The following is an 18,329-nucleotide window of genomic DNA, read 5'->3' as shown; positions in this document are numbered from 1 at the left end:
TGTGAGGTGGCGAGATGCAGGGCGTATGCTTGCGTCGTGCGAGCACGCAAGACGGCTTGAACGCACAACCTGCCGCCGGAACACCGATCCGCTCTGTCAACGTCAACGAGCATTGCCATGGCCCAGCGCAGTTCTACCTACGTTCTCCTGCCGCTATTTCTGATCGGCCTGATTTTTCTAGCCGTAACCGCGGTTGCGCTCACACAGACACTGACCTTCGTCGTTCACGCAACCCGAACCGAAGGGGCCTTCGTGGGTGCCGTTGCAAAGTCCGGCGGCAATCATGGCGGCACGTTTTTGTATCCGCAGGCTCAATTCACTACACCAGACGGTCGCACTTTTAAGGCGACTTCCAGGAGCGGTTCCACGGATCAGCCCTACGCTGATGGAGACGCTATTACGGTTCTCTATGATCCGCACGATCCCGCCCACGCCGAAATCGAGTCGATCTGGCTGTGGATCGGTTCGATTATTCCGGGGTCGTTCGGTCTGCTTTTCAGCGTCATTCCGGCCATCGTGTTCTTTTCCCTGCGTAAAAGATCACGAGCGGCCGGATAACGGAGTTGGCGTAGAAACGAACTTGAAGCGTTCAATCTAATCGGTTCGCGCTGGTCACAATACGCGGTCACATCATCGATCTCAGGCTTCCCGCCGCGCCGCCTGGCGATAAAGAGCTTTGGTAAAAGCTTCAGCCGTCCATGATTCCCGGAGCGCTCTCGCGAACAACATCTGCGGGCTTTCCGGCGCAAGGCCGCCAACGGGTGGATCGCTATCGAGATTCGTCGGAAACGGATAGCCGTCCGCGCTCGACGCAATCACCGCCTCGATTTCCACCTCGGTTAACCGGTGATTCGCCAATTGATCGAGCAGAACCGGGTACAGCGCATCACACATGCTCGTGCGATTCAACGACTCCATGGCACGACCGTAGGCCGAAGAAACCTGCAACAGATTCGCCATGCGTTGAACGTCAGCCGTCCGGTTCGCCCCCGCTGCATGGAAGAGTGCGGGGTTGAAGAAAAGCACGTCGCCCTTTTCGAGGGGCAGTTGAATGTAGTTCGCCTCGAAGTAGTTGCGGAAATCCTGCCGTCGCCAGGCAAGATAACCCTCGGCGTAGCGCTGCGAGAACGGAAGCAGCTTGGTCGGCCCGCTTTCTACGGGCATATCGCTGTGTGCAACGGCACCTTGCAGCGTCAGAAAGGCAGACATGCTGTGGACGTGCGCCGGATAGCGTTCGGCCTGCTCGACGGTCTGAAACCCCAGGTGGTAGTCGCGGTGCGCCTGCTGCGCCTCGCCACCCGGACGCACGACATTCACCTGCGAAGTCATCTGAAAGCACGGACCTAGCCATGCTTCTGCTGCTGCAACCAGCATTGGATTTGCGTAGTAACGGGCGAACACCGATGGCGCGCGCAAACAAAGCTTTTGCTGCGCGTTCCATATCCGGTCATTCGCGCCCGCCTTTGCGAAATGATCGGCTGCCGCGCTGCCTGCTTCTCGCTCGTCGCGGATGATGGTGTCGAAGACCTCGGTGGCGTCGTCGATCGGCGCGGTGTCGGGGAAAGCGCGCTTTAGTACGAAAACACCCGCACCGTGCTCGAGCATGGCCGCCCATTCGGCTTGCAACTCCGCGCGACGCGTCGCATCCTTGAGTAACCGATTTAACGGAATGCAATCGTAGACCGGCACGTCCTCAACTAACTCGTCTGCGTATTCGATTTGCACCGCATCGCGACGATCTTGCAGTACTTCAAGAAAATCGTGCAGCTTACAGTCGTGCTCGCGATACCGTTTCCTCCGCCCTGGCTCCAGGCGTGAGCGTTGCTGGTCCATATCGTCTCCCGATTGATTTTCTCAACGATACTGCCGTTGCATCGATCTGCGTTGGCATAAACACATCAAAAACACCTCAATAGTGGCGCCTGCCCTTCGACACGATCAGATGAATTCGCGACAATCGAGCGTTAATGGCGAGTATCCAAAGGGGATCTGGATGGAAGATCGGGTTGAACTATTGACCAAGCACCTGCGGCTGCGTCGTGCGCGCGAGGGCGATGCTTCGGTGCTGTTCGACAACTACACGGGGGTACGGAACTGCTCACGGTTTCTGCAACGCGATGCTCATCAGGACGTCGACCGTACCGCCGCGATGCTCGACAAGTGGTGCGACTCAGCGTGGCATGAGGCCGGCGCGCCATTTTCGTGGGTCATCGCGACACGAGAAGAGGATGAACCGATCGGAGTATTCGTCGCGATTCCACAGGGCCACAAGATCGAAATTCACTACGGAATCGGTGAGCGCTTTTGGGGGCGCGGACTCGCAGTCGAAGCTGGCCATGCGGCGATCTCCGCGTTGTGGCGAGCGCTAGGCACGCAACGCATCTGGACCGTGTGCGATGTCGAACACGTTGGCTCGCGGCGCGTTCTGGAGAAGCTGGGGTTTCACTGTGAGGGGACGCTGCGGAAGTGGTTGGTACTTCCTGCGTTTGGCGAGGTGGCAAGAGATTGCTATGTATTCTCTTTGACGCCTCGCCTTTCGGACGAACTGAGTGCCGGTGCAGAACCCGATGAATACCGATGATTCAACTGTTGGGCCTTCCTATGGAGATACCGCTTTGAGCAACGAGAGCTACATGAGCTGGCTAAGAAAGCGCGTTGGACAGGACCGGGTACTGAGCCCATCCGTCGCGGCCGTGATTCACGATCACACGGGCAGATTGCTGCTGCAGGAGAAATCCTCCGGAGAAGCCTGGAGCTTGCCAGCGGGTGGAATTGAGTTGGGTGAAAGCCCTCAGGAAGCGATCATTCGCGAGGTGATGGAAGAGACGGGGTATGCGGTCGAAATCCATCGAATTCTGGGCGTATTCGGAGGACACACGTTCCGATACACGTATCCCAACGGCGATCAGGTCGAGTATGTGGTGACGTTGTTTCAGTGCAGGGTCATCGGTGGGTCTGGAATTCCTACCGACTCCGAGACTAAGTCCACCCGGTATTTCGGCAGGCATGACATGCCTGAGCTGGCGTTGCCGTATCCGATCGATGATTTGTTTCGCTCGTTCTAGAACGAGCGTTTCAAGACTGATTACGGTTTGGGAATCCTGATACGACTGATCATCAACGACCCCGACAGACCAAAAAGCAACGTCATCAGATGAAGCGTACCGCCGTGCATATGAACTTCACCGAACCACAGGTTCGGGCCGATCGCGTCGAGCTTCGCGGCAATCACCAACACCAGCACGAGCACAATCGATGTCGGGATCGGCGTGCCCTCGAAATAGGACACTTTCCCGGTTTCCTGCGAGAGCGCTTCGGCTGTGACGTTATACCGGGCCAGTCTCGATACGCCGCAGACCACGAAATAAACCAGCAGCAACCGGTCGTACAATCCACGCATGCCGCACCCGTAAGCGACGATGGCCGGTGCCACGCCGAACGAAATCACGTCGGCTAACGAGTCCAGTTCCCGTCCCAGGGTCGACGACTTCTGACGCCAGCGGGCAATTCTTCCGTCCAGAACATCGAACACCAGGGCCGCGAGTATCAGGCCGCCCGCGTAATAGACGTGCAACACGTCGTCTGTGGCGATGTAGGTGATGATGGAAAAGAGCGCACCGGTGCCGCAGGCGGCATTGCCGAGCGTGAACCAGTCAGCAAGATGAAATTCACGAATCATCGAGAAGCGCCGGACGGGTTTTGTCATGTTCTTGTCGCGAGGATTGGGTAGATCGCTATGCTAGCAGGCTATTGAAAGCGTCTCCGATGAGCGATCGGTGGACACCCGCAGCCGCTACGCCCGGTGCGCCGGGGCCTGCCTTGCTGTGTAGCCGCTGGGCGCCGCAAGGCACAAGCGGCGCAGAAAAAGACAGCCCGACCCGTCCGGTCGGCTATCATGCCAATCCTCTCCGAAGTAGCTCCTTATGATTTCCGTCCGTAATCTCACGCTGCGCCGCGGCGTCAATGTCGTACTCGACAGCGCGTCCATCACCTTCACCCCCGGCGAAAAAATCGGTCTAGTCGGCCGCAATGGCGCCGGCAAGTCGTCGTTCTTCGGCCTTCTCAACGGCACGTTGCACGAAGATAGCGGCGAGTTCTCGATTCCCGCTGCGTGGAAAATGGGCCAGGTCGCGCAGGACATGCCGGAGACCGAGCAGAGCGCGACCGACTTCGTCGTCGACGGTGACACCGTGCTGCTGGCCGCGCAGGCCGAAGTCGCCGCCGCCGAGGCCAGTGACGACGGCATGCGCATGGCGCACGCCTACATGGAGCTACACGACGCCGGTGCGCACGACGCCCCCGCACGCGCCCAGGCGCTGATCCTGGGCCTTGGCTTCACTGAGGCGCAGCTCAGCCACCCCGTCAACAGTTTCTCCGGCGGCTGGCGCATGCGACTGCAGCTGGCACGCGCGCTCATGTGCCCGTCGGACCTGCTGCTGCTCGACGAGCCGACCAACCACCTGGACCTCGACGCACTGGTCTGGCTGGAAGCCTGGCTTAAGCGCTATCAAGGCACCATGGTCGTGATCAGCCATGACCGCGAATTCCTCGACGAGGTGACGCAGGTGACCGTGCATGTCGACAACGCCAAGCTCGTGCGTTATGGCGGCAACTACAGCAAGTTCGAAGACATGCGCGCCGAGCAACTCGTATTGCAGCAGGCCGCGATGGCAAAGCAGGTGGAAAAGATCGCCCATCTGCAGAAATTCATCGACCGTTTCAAGGCCAAGGCCTCGAAGGCGAAGCAGGCGCAGAGCCGGGTCAAGGCGCTCGAACGCATGGAGAAAATCGCACCGGTGCTGGCCGACGCGGAGTTCACCTTCGAATTCAAGGAGCCGCTCAACGTCCCGAACCCGCTGTTGTCGATGCTGGACGCGAGCTTCGGCTATCCGGCGCCGACCGACGCACTGCCGGGCACGCCGCCCACGGTCATCGTGCGGGGCATCAACCGGTCGGTGCTGGCCGGGCAGCGCATCGGCATCCTCGGTGCCAACGGCCAGGGCAAGTCCACGCTGGTGAAGACGGTGGCGCACGCGCTGACGCCGATTGCCGGCGAAATCAGCGAAGGCAAAGGCCTGAACATCGGCTACTTCGCCCAGCAGGAACTCGACGTGCTCCGCCCGCTCGATACGCCGATGGAACACATGATCCGGCTGGCCAAAGACACGCCGCCGCACATGCGCGCGCCGGGCCAGAGCGGCACCGAACAATCGCTTCGCACGTTCCTCGGTACCTTCAGCTTCAGTGGGGACATGGTGCATCAGGCGGTCGGCACGATGAGCGGCGGCGAAAAGGCGCGGCTCGTGTTGTGCATGATCGTGTGGCAGCGCCCCAACCTGCTGCTGCTCGACGAACCGACCAACCACCTCGACCTGGCCACACGCGAAGCGCTTGCCATGGCGCTCAACGAATTCGAAGGCACGGTGATGCTGGTCAGTCACGACCGGGCCCTGTTGCGCGCCGTATGCGATGAGTTCTGGCTGGTCACCAAGGGCGGCGTCGAGCCTTTCGACGGCGATCTGGATGACTACCAGCAATTCCTGCGCGACGAAGCGCGTCGCATACGCGAGCAGGCTGCTGCGGGGTAGAAGGTCAGCGCTTGAGATACCGCAGGCAGGCGGTGGGGGTGCATGGAAGGCGAAGCCGGATATCACTTGCACCAGGTCTCCGCCCAATTGTTTAGCGGTCGCAACGCTACCCGTAGCGCCATCCCTCCCTCGGTCAGGCAATACCCCTCTCCCGCGTGATCGATGAGTCCTGCTTCGCGCAATTCCTTTAACCGGGTATTGAGCAAGCTGGGATTCGTATCGGCCGCCTCTTGCAGTGCGCGAAACGTCAGTGGCTCGCCGCGCAATTCCCAGAGAATGCGCAGCGCTGCCCGGCGTCCTAGCAGGTCGAGCGCAACCATGATCGGCCGCCCTGTCGTCGACCCGCGTACAGGTTTTCCAGCTTTCGGTGTTTTCATGCTTTACTTTTCATAGCAAAATGACCAGAATGTGCTATCGAAATTATAGCAAAGAGATCCGCCATGCCTGCACGCATCGAACCCGCGCAGCCGCCTTTTTCGCCGTTCATTCAGGAAAGCATTGAGAAGACCATGCCGCAGGGTGTTCCGGCGCTGAGCCTGTTCACCACGCTGGCTCGCGACGAACGGCTATTTGGAAAATTCTTCGCCGCCGGTCTGCTGGGTCGTGGACACCTGACGTTACGGCAGCGCGAGTTGATCATCGATCGAACGACTGCCTTGTGTCGGTCCGAGTATGAATGGGGTGTACACATGACCTTCTTTGGCGCACGTGCTGGTTTCTCGGAGGAACAAATCGAGGCGCTCGTGCATGGCACACCTCACGACCAATGCTGGTCGACCGAAGACTCGGTCGTCTTGCAAATGTGTGACGCGTTACATAACGACTGCGACATCGACGAAGACACATGGCAGGCGCTACGCGCCCATGTCTCCGAGGAAGCGATTCTTGAAATGTTGATGTTGGCAGGTCTCTATCGAACCGTAAGCTACCTCACTAATGCTCTACGGTTGCCGCTCGAATCTTATGCAATGCGTTTCCCCGAACGCACGGCGACCCAAGCGCGGTGATGAGTCGGGGTTAATGCGTGGGACACGCTATCTGAAGTCTTCGCAACCGAGGGTGAATTTCCATGATCACCGTGATCACCTCATTTCAATTTCCAAAGCCCGTCACACGCGAAGAAGCGCGACGCATTTTCCTGAGTGCGGCCCCGAGATACCTGGGCGTGGCCGGTCTTCTCCGTAAGTACTATGTCCTGTCGCAAGATGGCACCACTGCTGGGGGAGTCTATCTATGGAACTCCCGCGCCGAAGCCGAAGCGATGTACACGGAAAGTTGGCGTGCTGTTGCACGTGAGACCTTCGGTGCAAATCCTTCGGTCACGTACTTTGACAGCCCTGTCGTGGTTGACAACATTACGAACGAAATTCTGTCGGATGAGTAGTTCGGATCTTGCTATCCGCATCGCAACTCATAGACCTAAGTCCTGCAGAATAAACAAGACCTCACGCGTTCGCTTCCTGAAAGCAACGCGCAAGCCTATGCGCTTGACATGACCCTCCCGTAGTACCTGAGCGAATACTCAATCCCGCTGACAAGTAAATGTCATCGGAATGGACGATAACGTCGCGTGCATCTACATTTCGATGCATCCATTCCGATCAGGCGAGATGTCCGATCGCACAAAACGACAAGACCTGTCCCCCGGGGAACACCCAAATTTCTGGAGGTTATCCATGAGTCGAACCGTTTTGACTGCCTGGCTTTATGCCTTGACGCTGCTATCCGCTACCGCCCAGGCCGCTACACTGCCCGCTCAAACGCCCGCCACTGCATCCGCTTCAAGCCCCACGCTGATCACCGAACCCGATCAAGGTCTCACGCCGATCTACACGTTCATGCAATCGGCAACCAAGACGCTCGACATGACGATGTACGAACTCGTCGACACGACAGCCGAGCAGACGCTCGTTCAGCTCGCAGCCAACGGCGTCACAGTGCGCGTGATCCTCGATCAGAACCTCGAGTCGAGCAACAACCAGGCGGCCTACACTTACCTGTCGCAGAACGGTGTCAACGTCGTCTGGGCCAATCCGACTTATGCGGCCACGCATCAGAAGTCGATTGTCGTCGATGGAAAAACGGCGGCGATCATGACGCTCAATCTGACGAGCCGCTACTATTCGACGTCGCGCGATTTCGCGGTGATCGACAGCGACGCCAACGACGTCGCCGCCATCGAGACCGTCTTCAACGCCGATTTCAACAGCAGCTCGATCACACCACCCGCCGGAGACGATCTGGTGTGGAGCCCGACGCAGTCGCAAACGGATCTCGTCAATCTCATCAACTCGGCGCAAAGCACACTGCAAGTCGAGAACGAGGAGATGAGCAATTCGAAGATCGTGACTGCACTCGTCAACGCGGCAAAACGCGGGGTAACCGTCCAGGTCGCGATGACCTACAGCAGCGACTGGGTCAGCAACTTCGACAAGCTCAGCGCGGCCGGCGTGCAGATCAGCACTTACGCATCGAGCGCGTCGCTGTACATCCATGCAAAAGCGATCCTCGTCGATTACGGCACACCGCAAGCGAACCTCTTTATCGGCTCGGAGAATTTCTCGGTGGCATCGCTGACCAAGAATCGCGAGCTGGGTCTCGAGACGACGAACGCAGCCATCCTGTCGTCGATCCAGAGCACGCTCACTGCTGACTTTAACGGTGGCACGCCGTTTAGCAGCAGTAGCAATAGCGATGAGCGCTTGCTGAGACAATCGCCGTTTCACTGACTTGCGGCCGTCCGCGCGACCCAAATGCCGCTTAGCGATTAAACGTTTTGTGCACTACGATTGCCTCTGCACGTTCGGTACGTTGAGTACGCCAGTGCGTGACATACCATCAAGGAGACATCGGATGAGCGAGCACTATGGGTCGTTTTGCCCGTGCTGCGGCAACGCGGAGCATCGGGCAATGAGTCGCCGTACTTTCATGAGCCTCGTCGCCGGTACGGCTGCGGGGCTCGTCATGCCGCCGGCTTTCGCGGACGCACAATCGGTGCCGTCGATTCCTTTCGATTCGATTGCCGATCCCGTTCGTTTGCCTGAAGACACCTACTTCGGCGAATGCTCCGGCGTTGCGCTCAACTCGCAAGGGCACATCTTCGTGCTGTCGCGCGGCAACACAACCGGGCCGGCCTATGGCGCGGCTGCGGCACAACTGCTGGAGTTCGCACCCGACGGACGCTTCATCCGCGAGATAGGACACAACCTGTATGCCTGGTCGTTCGCGCATTCGGTCAAGGTCGACCGGCAGGACAACATCTGGGTGACGGACAAGGGCTCCGACATGGTGATCAAGTTCACACCGGAGGGACGCGTCGCCATGGTGTTCGGCCGCAAACAGGAAGCCGCCGACGAAGAGACCGGCCCGCTCAAGCACCCTAACCCGCCGCTACCCGCCGAGCCCGGGCGCTTTCGCCAGGTCACCGATGTCGCGTGGGACGTCGCAGGCAACACGTACATCAGTGACGGCTATATCAACTCGCGGGTCGCGAAAGTCGATCGCGACGGCAACTGGATCAAGTCATGGGGCGACCGCGGCACCGGACCGGGACAGTTTCATACGCCGCATAGCATCGCGCTCGATGCACACGACAACATCTATGTCGCCGACCGCAGCAACCGGCGCATTCAGGTGTTCGACACCGACGGCAAGTTCCTGCGGCAATTCACGATCGATGTTCCGGTGCCCGCGGATGCGCGTCCCGCGATCGGCAACATGCCGAATGAGGCGGACATCGCAGCCGGCACGTTTGCGCCGGGCTCGCCGTGGGCGATCTGCATTTCGCCGGGACCGAACCAGGTGCTCTATAGCTCCGATGCTTTTCCAGGTCGCATCTACAAGATGACGCTCGACGGCAAGGTACTCGGCGTGCTCGGCAAAGCAGGCAAGCAGCCGAAGCAGTTCGGCTGGATTCATCAGATGGCGTGTCCATCGGAGAACGTGCTGTTCGTCGCCGAGTTGTTGAACTGGCGTGTGCAGAAACTGGTTCTGCACGCCTGACAGTGGGGCGTAAGACCGCTTACGCAGACTCCTTCTCGCTATCGAAGCGCAGGCGGGCCGCCGTGACCGCAGCATGGTTGTCGTCGGCCCACTGGATCAACACGTTCAACGCATCGAACATCGAATGCCCGAGATCGGTCAGGCTGTATTCGACGCCCGGCGGCTTGGTCGGAAAGACCACGCGATGCACATAACCATCGCGTTGCAATTCATGAAGTGTCTGCGTCAGCATGCGTTGAGAAATGTCGGGCACCAACCGGCGCAGTTCTCCGAATCGACATGGATGCTCGGCCAGCGCCGTCATCAGTAACGAACTCCACCGCCCGCTGATCACATCGACGACGTCGCGCACCGGGCAATTCGCCCAGGCGCCGTGTTCGGCCCGAGCCTTCTCCAGCCTCGCTTTGAGCGCGCTGGTCGATACCTTGGTGGTTCCCATCTGGTAACTATCTCCTCAGAAACTGCCTTCTTTACGAGTGCTCGCAGAAGCCTGATTATCGAGTCACTCTCAAAAAGAGAGTAACACTCACAATGAGGCGAGTACATGAGCGACACCATTTTCGTCACCGGCGCATCCGGCCAACTCGGTCAGCTTGTTATCAAGCATCTGCTTGCACGCGGCGTGACACACGAGCGCATCGTCGCCGGCACGCGCAGCCCCGAAAAACTTGCCGACCTTGCTGCAACTGGCATTGAGGTTCGCAAGGCGGACTTCGAAGATCCTCAGGGCCTGACCGAAGCTTTCAAAAACGTCGGTACCGTCCTGATCATTTCGACAGATGCCATGGATGGAGTCGACACACGATTGAAGCAGCATCGCAATGCGGTCGCATCGGCGGTCGCGGCAGGTGTCGAGCGTATCGCCTATACATCGCAGCCCAATCCGGACAGCTCGCTACTGAGCTTCGCGCCGGACCACCTGGAAACAGAGCGGGCCATCAAGGCCACCGGCCTGCCGCACGTGATTTTCCGCAACAGCTGGTATCACGAGAATCTGCACAGATCGCTCCCCCATGCGCTGAAGAGCGGGCAATGGTATTCGGCGACTAGGGGCGGGAGAACGTCGTCCGCCGGACGGGAGGACTACGCTGAAGCGATCGCCGCAGCGCTGGCCACATCGAGCACCGATAGCCGGACCTATACGCTCACAGGTCCGGAAGCGTTGTCCAACGAAGAAATCGCCGACCTCGCTAGCCGGGTGACAGGCAAGCCGCTTGTCGTCGTCCATGTGACTGACGAGCAATTCGTCACGGGACTGAAAGCGGCGGGTGTTCCTGACGTATTTGTTTCCGCACTGGCGTCGATTGAAGTGGAGGTCCGGGCCGGAAATCTTTCTATCGTCACCGACCATCTCGAGTCGCTCATCGGACGTGCTCCAAAGCGGCTTGGCGAATATCTGCAAGAGGCGAGAGCCAGCTATATCGTTTGAATGTGTTTTTGCGGCGTCGGGCTGTGGCGGAGTTCGAGCAAGATTCCGCCCGACACTTCGCCGCGATCCACTCAGGCAACGCCCCTCACGACAACCTCATGATCGGTACGGTGAGCAACCTCATCAACCCCAGACTCCAGCCGCTTCACGTTCCGCTTTGGCGGCTCGCCGAACATGCGCGAATATTCGCGGCTGAATTGCGACGGGCTTTCGTAGCCCACCTGAAAAGCCGCTGTCTCGACGTTCGCGCCGAGCGAGACCATCAGTCTGCGAGCTTCCAGCAGCCTTAGCTGCTTGTGAAACTGCAACGGCGAGAGCGATGTCAGTGCCTTGAAATGTCGGTTGAAAGAAGACGGACTCATCTGCGCAACCGTGGCTAGTTCCTCGACGCGGATCGGTTCAGCAAGATTTTCGCGAAGCCGGCGCATCGCGTTGAGCACGCCTTTCGAAGGCGCATTCGTCAATGCCATGCGTGCGACGTCCCCGCCGTGTGGCCCGGTTAGAAGCCAGTAGCAGATCTCTCGCATGATGAGCGGATAAAGCGTCGCAATCGCACCAGGCGTATCGAGCAACTTGACGAGACGCAGCGCACAGTCGGCGAGCGGTCCCAGGAAATCGGTCACGAAGACGCCTCGACCGACATCGCCACTCGCCTTCGGTGGCTCGTCCAGTTCCGCCGCAACACTGCGCATGATCGCGAGATCGAGTTCGAACGCGAGGACAAGACATGGCCGGTCGGGGCTGGCCGCGCTTACCTTGCCAACCGATGGAGCCTCGACTCCAACAATGAGTGCCTCGCCGGCCTTGTATTCGTAGCGCGTTTCGCCAAAGCTGGCCCACTTGGCACCCTGAGCCACGATACACATGGCCGGTTGCGATATCCGGTGGACCGGTGGCTTGGGGTGATCCGAGCGAAGAATGAACACGCTTTCGATCGCCGTAAAGTACGGGCTCGCGCCCTCCTGGCGGTCGGTATATCGCAACATCGCAGCGACTAAATCTTCCAGCATGAACCTGATCTCCCATCCGGGCATTGACTGACAACCATACGTCGCCGAGTCGGAATAGGCAAGAAATGGGGTGGTTTGGGTATTCAGATTGCGTCACCTCCAAACCTATACTCGGTTCCAGTTTCTAACCGGGAGCACGAACATGGCAGTCGCAGATTCAACCCCATCAACGAACAAGATCGCTATTGTCACCGGCGGCAGCCGGGGCATCGGGCGCAACACCGTGATAAGCCTCGCAAAACGCGGGGTGCGGTCGATATTCACCTACCACGCAAATCAGGCAGAAGCGGAGAAGGTCGTGGCGCTCACAAGCGATATCGGTATTCCGGCTATCGCGTTGCAGCTCGACACGGGCAACGCGGCGAGCTTCGGCGGTTTCATCGATCGAGTGACACGCGCCCTGAGCGAAGTGCACGCGGAACGCTTCGACTATCTCGTGAACAACGCGGGGACTTCCTCTGCGGCATCGCTGGCGACGGGCACGGAAGCTGAACTGGATGCGCAATTCAACGTGCATTTCAAGGGCGTTTTCCTGCTCACGCAGGCGCTTTTACCGCTCATGAACGACGGCGGGCGAATCGTGAACATCTCGTCGGGTCTTGCCCGCGTGGCGATGAATGGCCGTGCGATCTACGGCCCGATGAAGGCCGCGGTCGAATCGCTCTCGCGTTATATGGCGCTGGAACTCGGGCCGCGCCGGATCGCGGTGAACGTCGTGGCGCCGGGAGCCATTGCCACCGATTTCAGCGGGGGTGTCGTGCGTGACAACCCCGCTGTCAACAAGATGGTTGCGGATCATACGGCGCTCGGACGTGTCGGCGTGCCCGATGACGTTGGCCCCGTGATTGCCGGTTTGCTATCCGACGAGTTCGGTTGGGTCAATGCTCAACGGATCGAAGTGGCGGGGGGAATGCAGATCTGAGTGCCGCTGGTTCGCTCAATAGAAGGGCTTCGCAAGATAATGCGAAGCCCACACCACAAGCGCAGCCAGCACCAACGCACCATAAGGCAACACACGCCGCATACCCCTCACCCCGCTCCCCGGCTGCATCTCCATATCCTGCGCCATGCGCGCAGGAAAACGCCCACGATCCTGCCAGTAATGCCGGAACACAAACACCGGCACGATCAACAGCATCGCAATCAAGCCGTTACGCAACGTGCCTTCGCCCTGCAAATCCGCACCCGCACCGATGAACGCCAGGTCGAGATAACCACACACCGCGCCTGCAGCAAGCAACCAGGTCGGACAGCGAAAAGGCCTGTCCGCGTCAGGACGATCCATGCGATGAATCCACCCCGACTGCAGGTTCAGAAACACGAAGATCATGTAGCACACGCCCGACACGGACAGCACCGTCATATAGTCGGACATCATCAACAGGATCAGGTTGAAGCCGAGATCGGTCCACATCGCGCGCGTCGGTGCGCCGTGTTCGTTCACATGCGACAGGTAGCGCGGCAACCAGCCGTCCACCGACGCCTGGTACAACGTGCGCGACGATCCCATCATCGAAGTCATCACGATCAGCAAGATTGACAGCATCAGCATCACGACGATCACGTTCGCAACCACCGCACCGCCGCCCACCATATGCGCCATCGCCGCACCCACACCGGTGCCGTCGACGATCTTCGGGTTCAACATGCCCGCCGTGCCGAGCGCGCCCTGAAACGCGATCGGCACCAGCGTCATGACGACAAGACACAACGCACCCGACCAGAAGATCGCCTTGACCGTATCGGTACGCGGATTGCGGAACTCGCGCGTATAGCAGACGGCTGTTTCGAAACCGTATGCAGCCCAGCCCGCCATGAACATCGCGCCGAACACCATCGTGATGCCGGTGCCGTTCCATGAACCAAACGATGCCGCGCTGAGGTTGCCGTGCGCATCGTGTGCGAGCGGCAGCAGCGGCCACAGGTGCGCAGCCGGCACGTCGCCGGTCACGAACGGGACGATCCCCACGATCAGCAGCGGCGTCAGCGACGCGATGCCAAGCAGGCGCTGTGTCTTCGCCGCTTTCGCCGCACCGCTGTGCTGCAGCCTGAAAGTGATCAGCAGGAATGCGACCGCAAGCAGAAACGTGGCGTTGATGCGCAGCGTAAGACCGTGCTTGACGAAGCCAAGATCGAGCAAGGTCCATTGCCACGTGTTGATCAACGCATCGGGCGCGAACAATGTGGTGAGCGCATAGCTCGCGGCGAGCCCGGTGCCGAGCGCCAGCATCGGCGACCACGCGACCCAGTTGCACCACACCGACACCGGCGCAATCAGCTTGCCGTAGCGAACCCAGCCCATCGCGCCGTACACCGACGCGCCGCCAGATTTATGAGGAAACAGCGAGGAAATCTCGGCATACGTCGCGCTCTGGATCAACCCCATCGAGATCGCCGCGATCCAGATCGCCCACGCAGGTTGACCGATCGTCGCGCATACGCCGCCTATCGTGAACAGAATGCCGGCCGGCACACCGCTCGTCACCCAGAATGCGTCCTTCCATGTGAGGCCGCGTTGCAGCGTGTGGCCTTCGTCATGAGCGGCACCATGTGCCGCGTCGCGGGTGCTGCGCGTGCGCAGTCTTGCCTGTTCCATCCAGAGCCTCCTGTAGAGAGCCTGTGCCTGGACCGGAACGCGTGAACCTGAACCCAGCATGCGGATCGCCCTGCAACGGCGATCCGCACGCTGTGTGACAACGTCAAAGCGAAGACGTTATTGCGCTCCAGCCACCCAGCTGTCGACCCGGTCGCCGTGCGCGGCGATCCATGTGTCGGCTGCGGCAGCAGGCTTGGCGCCGTTCTGTGTCGCCAGCATCACGCTGTCGATTTCGCCCGGCTTCCATTGAAATTTCTTGAGAAACGCAACCACGGGTGCAGCCTTTGTCTCGAGCCCGGGGTTGATTACGTTATCGACATGCTCCGATTCGCCGAACACCTTCTTCGGATCCTCGAGGAACTTCAGTTTCCACTTCGCAAACATCCAGTGCGGTACCCAGCCGGTCACGATGATAGGTTTATTGGCATGCATCGAGCGCGCAAGTTCCGCGGTCATCGCACTGCCCGAGCTGGGCATCAGCTGAAGACTGAGGTTGTAGGCCTGGATCGCCTCGCCCGCTTTCTTCATCACACCCGCGCCCGCATCGATCCCGACGATGCGGCCACCGAAGTCCGCCTTATGCGCTTCGAGGTCGCCGATGCTCGTCTCCGGTAAATCAGCAGGGACGATCAGACCGATCTTCGCGTCGTTGAAATTCGGCCCGAGATCGGTCACCTTGCTCTTGAACTGATCCCAGTACGCACCATGCGTCACCGGCAGCCAGGCCGACAGCGTTGCGTCGAGATCGCCGCGTGCCACGCCCTGCCACATGATCCCTGCCGCAACCGGCACCAGTTGCACCGGATAACCCAGCCGCTTCTGGATGATCTGTGCGGCGACGTTCGAGGTCGCGACGCTGTCATCCCATCCTTCGACATAGCCGATCTTGATCGTCGGTTTCGTATCCGCTGCCGCAGTTACGCTCGCGCTCATCGTCGCGATCAACGCAGCCCCGAGTGCACCGCACAGCAAGAGTTTTTTAAGGCGTTTCATGGTCGATCTCCTTATGGCCGCTAGCGCGGTGTAGCACTGAGCATCGCCAGCCAGAATTGACGGCGGATAGTCTGTTGCGACAGCGGCTTGTGGAAATGCGACACGCATCATCGGCAGGCGTCGATACGTCGGGCAACCGGATGCGCGGGCCGCGCGCATCGGGTGTTCATGCCGTGCGGTCCGGTGCAGGACAAACCGACTGTCACTTCTCGACGACGAGATCCGTCAATGGTTTGCTGCAGCAGAGCAGCACCATCCCCTGATCGATTTCCCGCTGACGAATGCCGCCGTTGTGTTTCATCTCGACCTGCCCGGAGACGAGCTTGACCTTGCAGGTGCCGCACATGCCCTGCGTGCACGACGACGGCAACCGCACGCCGGCCTGGCGCGCAGCGTCGAGCACGTGCTGGTCGCTGCCGCAACTGATCTCACGATTGCTGCGTGCAAAGCTGACCGTGAACGTCTGTGTGCCCTGCTCTACGGGACTGGCTGCGTGTTCTTCGACGAGAACCTCGGGCGCCGACTGCGTCAGCGTCTCGAACGAGAAGCTTTCCTCGTGATAATGCGTGCGATCGAAACCCGCATCGCCGAGCAGATCGCGCACGGCCTTCATATACGGCGCCGGGCCGCACGTGAAGATCTCGCGCTCCATGAAGTCCGGTGCGATCACCTGCAACAACGGCAGCGTCAGAAAGCCCGTTACGCCGTGCCAGTTGGTACGCGGACCGACACGTTCGCAGATGAACGATGTGCGGAAATTGCTCTGGTTCGACGCGATCAGATCGAGTTCGCGCGCGAAGATGATGTCGTCGGGTGTGCGGGCGCTGTGCACGAACACGATGTCGCGATCTTCGCTCAACTCGTGATGCGCGCGGCTCATCGACATCAGCGGCGTCACACCCGAACCCGCCGACAGAAACAGATACTTGCGCGCCGGATGCCGCGCACAGGTGAAGTCGCCGGACGGTCCCAGCACGCGAACCTGCGCGCCGGCCTGCAGGTTGTCGTGCAGCCAGTTCGAAACCGGGCCGCCGGGCACGCGTTTTACGGTGATCGAAATGGTATGCGGCCGCGTCGGCGACGAAGAGATCGTGTAGCAGCGATTGATCGTCTCGTCGTTGATTTCCAGTTCGAGCGTGAGGAACTGTCCTGGCTCGAACACAAACGCACGTCCTTGCGGCGAACGGAAGAAAAAGCTCTTCACGTCGTGCGTTTCCTGGCGCACCTGGCAACACACGAGCGTCTCTTCGACGTCGCTCGTCCAGCGCTCGGGCAGCGCGCCCCAGAATTGCGGCTTGGTCAGCCGGCTCTCAACGGGTTCGAAAGTTGCCGCATCCCGCATCATCGTTTGCTCCACCTGCCCGAGGCAGCCAGTTGTCTGCTTGTGTTCGTTGCGTTGCTGTTTACGCTGCTGCTTGTACTACTGCCTGCTGCGCGTTAGCTGCTAGCGTGTGCTTCAGTCTGCGAATCGATCTGCGCCGCGACCCGTCCCACATACCAGTCGCTGAACTTCTCGACGAGCCCTTCGGTGAACGGCGAATACGGACCCGGTTCGTACGCGCTGCTCGACGCACCGCGCTGCGAATATTCGACGAGCGCGCGGTCCTGATCGTTGGTCGCGTTCCACACAGCCGTCAGGTTGTTCACGTCGTAATCGACGCCTTCTTTCGCGTCCTTGTGCACGAGCCACTTCGTGCGCACCAGCGTCTCGCCGGCCGACAACGGAATCACCGAGAACGTCACGACGTGGTCGCTCATGAAGTGATGCCACGAGTTCGGCTGCGTCCAGAACGATAGCCCGCCGAGGTCGGCCTGCTTGAATTCGCCGAGCAGTTTCTTCGATGCAACCTTCGCGTCGAGCGTCTGCGATTCGCCGCTGCGATCGAGCGGCAGACGCTGCGTACGAAAACCGGTCACGTCAGACAACCGGTCCACTTCGACCGACGGCAGATTCATCGCTTCCCACTGCGCCGCGCGTTCGACGCAGGTCCGTTCGAACGCGGCCATACCCTCGGCATTCGCCGCTGACGGCTGATAGCCGAACCCGTACTCGTACAGCGAAATAGTCAGCTCCGGATGGTTCGCGACGCAGTGATAGCACTCGCGATTGTTCTCCATCGTCAGCTTCCAGTTGCCCTTTTCGATGATGTCGATCGTGGCGGCGATCTTGAGGTTCGGCAGATCGTGCGGCAGCAGGTACGGCTCCATCGCGGCGCGCATCACGTCGAAATCGACCGGCGATTCGTCTGCGAGGCAGATGAAGATCAGCCCGGCCAGATTCTGCACGTGCACGCTCTTCAGGCTGTGCTTGCAGCGGTCGAACTTCTCGCCCATGTGCTCGGCGAACATCAACTGGCCGCTCAGGTTGTAGGTCCAGCTGTGATACGGACACACGATATTGCCGACCGAGCCCTTCTCTTCGTTGCACAGGCGCGCACCGCGATGGCGGCACACGTTGTGGAACGCGCGGACTTCCATGTCGTCGTCGCGCACGATCAGGATCGAATCGTGGCCCAACTGGACCGTCGTGTAATCGCCGGGCTCGGGGATATCCGGCTCGATGGCGACCTGGATCCAGTGCTGACGGAAAATCGCGTCCATGTCGAGCGCGAAAATCTCTTCGCTCAGGTAAAACGGTGCCTCGAGGCTGTAACCCTTCTTGCGCCGATCGACCAGCGCGCGAATGTCTGCCGATACTTTCATCGTGTGCT

19 protein-coding genes are annotated in these 18,329 nt (G+C 59.9%); 10 read left to right on the top strand and 9 right to left on the bottom strand.

All coding sequences use genetic code 11. The annotated features are described in order from the left end of the window. Positions 1 to 117 precede the first annotated feature (117 nt). A complete protein-coding gene (locus M0D65_RS26670) occupies positions 118 to 558 on the top strand; it encodes a DUF3592 domain-containing protein (RefSeq protein ID WP_266255260.1) in 441 nt (146 codons plus the stop codon). An 81-nt stretch (positions 559 to 639) separates the two neighbouring features. Here the strand turns inward: M0D65_RS26670 and M0D65_RS26665 are convergent, their stop codons facing one another. Continuing rightward, positions 640 to 1,833: a phytanoyl-CoA dioxygenase family protein gene (locus M0D65_RS26665; RefSeq protein ID WP_266255259.1), complete on the bottom strand. Its 1,194-nt coding sequence runs from the start codon at positions 1,831 to 1,833 to the stop codon at positions 640 to 642. Positions 1,834 to 1,993: 160 nt separating this feature from the next. Between M0D65_RS26665 and M0D65_RS26660 the strand changes: the two genes are divergently transcribed. Both M0D65_RS26660 and M0D65_RS26655 read left to right on the top strand, forming a co-directional pair. After that, positions 1,994 to 2,581, top strand: coding sequence for a GNAT family N-acetyltransferase (locus M0D65_RS26660; RefSeq protein ID WP_266255258.1), 588 nt, complete (start codon positions 1,994 to 1,996; stop codon positions 2,579 to 2,581). After that, positions 2,568 to 3,065, top strand: coding sequence for an NUDIX domain-containing protein (locus M0D65_RS26655; protein WP_266255257.1), 498 nt, complete (start codon positions 2,568 to 2,570; stop codon positions 3,063 to 3,065). The genes M0D65_RS26660 and M0D65_RS26655 overlap by 14 nt, the downstream gene beginning before the upstream one ends. A 20-nt stretch (positions 3,066 to 3,085) precedes the next feature. Here the strand turns inward: M0D65_RS26655 and M0D65_RS26650 are convergent, their stop codons facing one another. After that, complete coding sequence (locus M0D65_RS26650; RefSeq protein ID WP_266255256.1) at positions 3,086 to 3,706, bottom strand: phosphatidylcholine/phosphatidylserine synthase; 621 nt, start codon at positions 3,704 to 3,706, stop codon at positions 3,086 to 3,088. Positions 3,707 to 3,923: 217 nt separating this feature from the next. On the opposite strand from M0D65_RS26650, the gene M0D65_RS26645 reads away from it, so the two are divergent. Beyond that, positions 3,924 to 5,588, top strand: coding sequence for an ABC-F family ATP-binding cassette domain-containing protein (locus M0D65_RS26645; protein ID WP_091018092.1), 1,665 nt, complete (start codon positions 3,924 to 3,926; stop codon positions 5,586 to 5,588). Positions 5,589 to 5,650: 62 nt separating this feature from the next. On the opposite strand, the gene M0D65_RS26640 is transcribed toward M0D65_RS26645, so the two are convergent. Next, positions 5,651 to 5,965, bottom strand: a complete 315-nt coding sequence (locus M0D65_RS26640) for a helix-turn-helix domain-containing protein (RefSeq protein ID WP_266255255.1) — start codon at positions 5,963 to 5,965, stop codon at positions 5,651 to 5,653. A gap of 63 nt (positions 5,966 to 6,028) precedes the next feature. On the opposite strand from M0D65_RS26640, the gene M0D65_RS26635 reads away from it, so the two are divergent. From M0D65_RS26635 to M0D65_RS26620, 4 genes are all read left to right on the top strand, one after another. Then, on the top strand, positions 6,029 to 6,595 hold the full coding sequence (locus M0D65_RS26635; RefSeq protein WP_266255254.1) for a carboxymuconolactone decarboxylase family protein: 567 nt from the start codon (positions 6,029 to 6,031) through the stop codon (positions 6,593 to 6,595). 62 nt (positions 6,596 to 6,657) lie between these two features. Next, complete coding sequence (locus M0D65_RS26630; RefSeq protein WP_266255253.1) at positions 6,658 to 6,972, top strand: YdhR family protein; 315 nt, start codon at positions 6,658 to 6,660, stop codon at positions 6,970 to 6,972. A 292-nt stretch (positions 6,973 to 7,264) separates the two neighbouring features. Beyond that, complete coding sequence (locus M0D65_RS26625) at positions 7,265 to 8,317, top strand: phospholipase D-like domain-containing protein (RefSeq protein ID WP_266255252.1); 1,053 nt, start codon at positions 7,265 to 7,267, stop codon at positions 8,315 to 8,317. 124 nt (positions 8,318 to 8,441) lie between these two features. Then, complete coding sequence (locus tag M0D65_RS26620; RefSeq protein WP_308076732.1) at positions 8,442 to 9,590, top strand: peptidyl-alpha-hydroxyglycine alpha-amidating lyase family protein; 1,149 nt, start codon at positions 8,442 to 8,444, stop codon at positions 9,588 to 9,590. Between the two features lie 19 nt (positions 9,591 to 9,609). Here M0D65_RS26620 and M0D65_RS26615 read toward each other — a convergent pair whose 3' ends face one another. Continuing rightward, complete coding sequence (locus M0D65_RS26615) at positions 9,610 to 10,029, bottom strand: helix-turn-helix domain-containing protein (RefSeq protein WP_091018078.1); 420 nt, start codon at positions 10,027 to 10,029, stop codon at positions 9,610 to 9,612. A gap of 105 nt (positions 10,030 to 10,134) precedes the next feature. Between M0D65_RS26615 and M0D65_RS26610 the strand changes: the two genes are divergently transcribed. Next, a complete protein-coding gene (locus M0D65_RS26610) occupies positions 10,135 to 11,019 on the top strand; it encodes an SDR family oxidoreductase (protein WP_266255250.1) in 885 nt (294 codons plus the stop codon). 71 nt (positions 11,020 to 11,090) lie between these two features. Here the strand turns inward: M0D65_RS26610 and M0D65_RS26605 are convergent, their stop codons facing one another. Continuing rightward, positions 11,091 to 12,029, bottom strand: a complete 939-nt coding sequence (locus M0D65_RS26605; protein ID WP_266255249.1) for an AraC family transcriptional regulator — start codon at positions 12,027 to 12,029, stop codon at positions 11,091 to 11,093. 142 nt (positions 12,030 to 12,171) lie between these two features. Between M0D65_RS26605 and M0D65_RS26600 the strand changes: the two genes are divergently transcribed. Beyond that, complete coding sequence (locus tag M0D65_RS26600) at positions 12,172 to 12,951, top strand: SDR family NAD(P)-dependent oxidoreductase (protein ID WP_266255248.1); 780 nt, start codon at positions 12,172 to 12,174, stop codon at positions 12,949 to 12,951. A 15-nt stretch (positions 12,952 to 12,966) separates the two neighbouring features. Here M0D65_RS26600 and M0D65_RS26595 read toward each other — a convergent pair whose 3' ends face one another. The 4 genes from M0D65_RS26595 to M0D65_RS26580 all read right to left on the bottom strand — a co-directional run bounded on the left by M0D65_RS26595 (position 12,967) and on the right by M0D65_RS26580 (position 18,321). After that, a complete protein-coding gene (locus M0D65_RS26595; protein ID WP_266255247.1) occupies positions 12,967 to 14,625 on the bottom strand; it encodes an APC family permease in 1,659 nt (552 codons plus the stop codon). A gap of 117 nt (positions 14,626 to 14,742) precedes the next feature. Further along, positions 14,743 to 15,618, bottom strand: coding sequence for a glycine betaine ABC transporter substrate-binding protein (locus M0D65_RS26590; RefSeq protein WP_091018067.1), 876 nt, complete (start codon positions 15,616 to 15,618; stop codon positions 14,743 to 14,745). Between the two features lie 202 nt (positions 15,619 to 15,820). Further along, positions 15,821 to 16,963: a hybrid-cluster NAD(P)-dependent oxidoreductase gene (locus tag M0D65_RS26585; RefSeq protein WP_266255246.1), complete on the bottom strand. Its 1,143-nt coding sequence runs from the start codon at positions 16,961 to 16,963 to the stop codon at positions 15,821 to 15,823. 92 nt (positions 16,964 to 17,055) lie between these two features. Further along, entirely contained in the window at positions 17,056 to 18,321 is a 1,266-nt protein-coding gene (locus M0D65_RS26580) for an aromatic ring-hydroxylating dioxygenase subunit alpha (protein ID WP_266255245.1), read from the bottom strand. Positions 18,322 to 18,329 lie beyond the last annotated feature (8 nt).

It is taken from the genome of Paraburkholderia sp. CHISQ3, from assembly GCF_030464945.1.
In the GTDB taxonomy this organism is placed as follows: domain Bacteria; phylum Pseudomonadota; class Gammaproteobacteria; order Burkholderiales; family Burkholderiaceae; genus Paraburkholderia; species Paraburkholderia megapolitana.
Note: the sequence above shows the minus strand (reverse complement) of the source record. Positions and strands in the feature narration are given on the sequence as shown.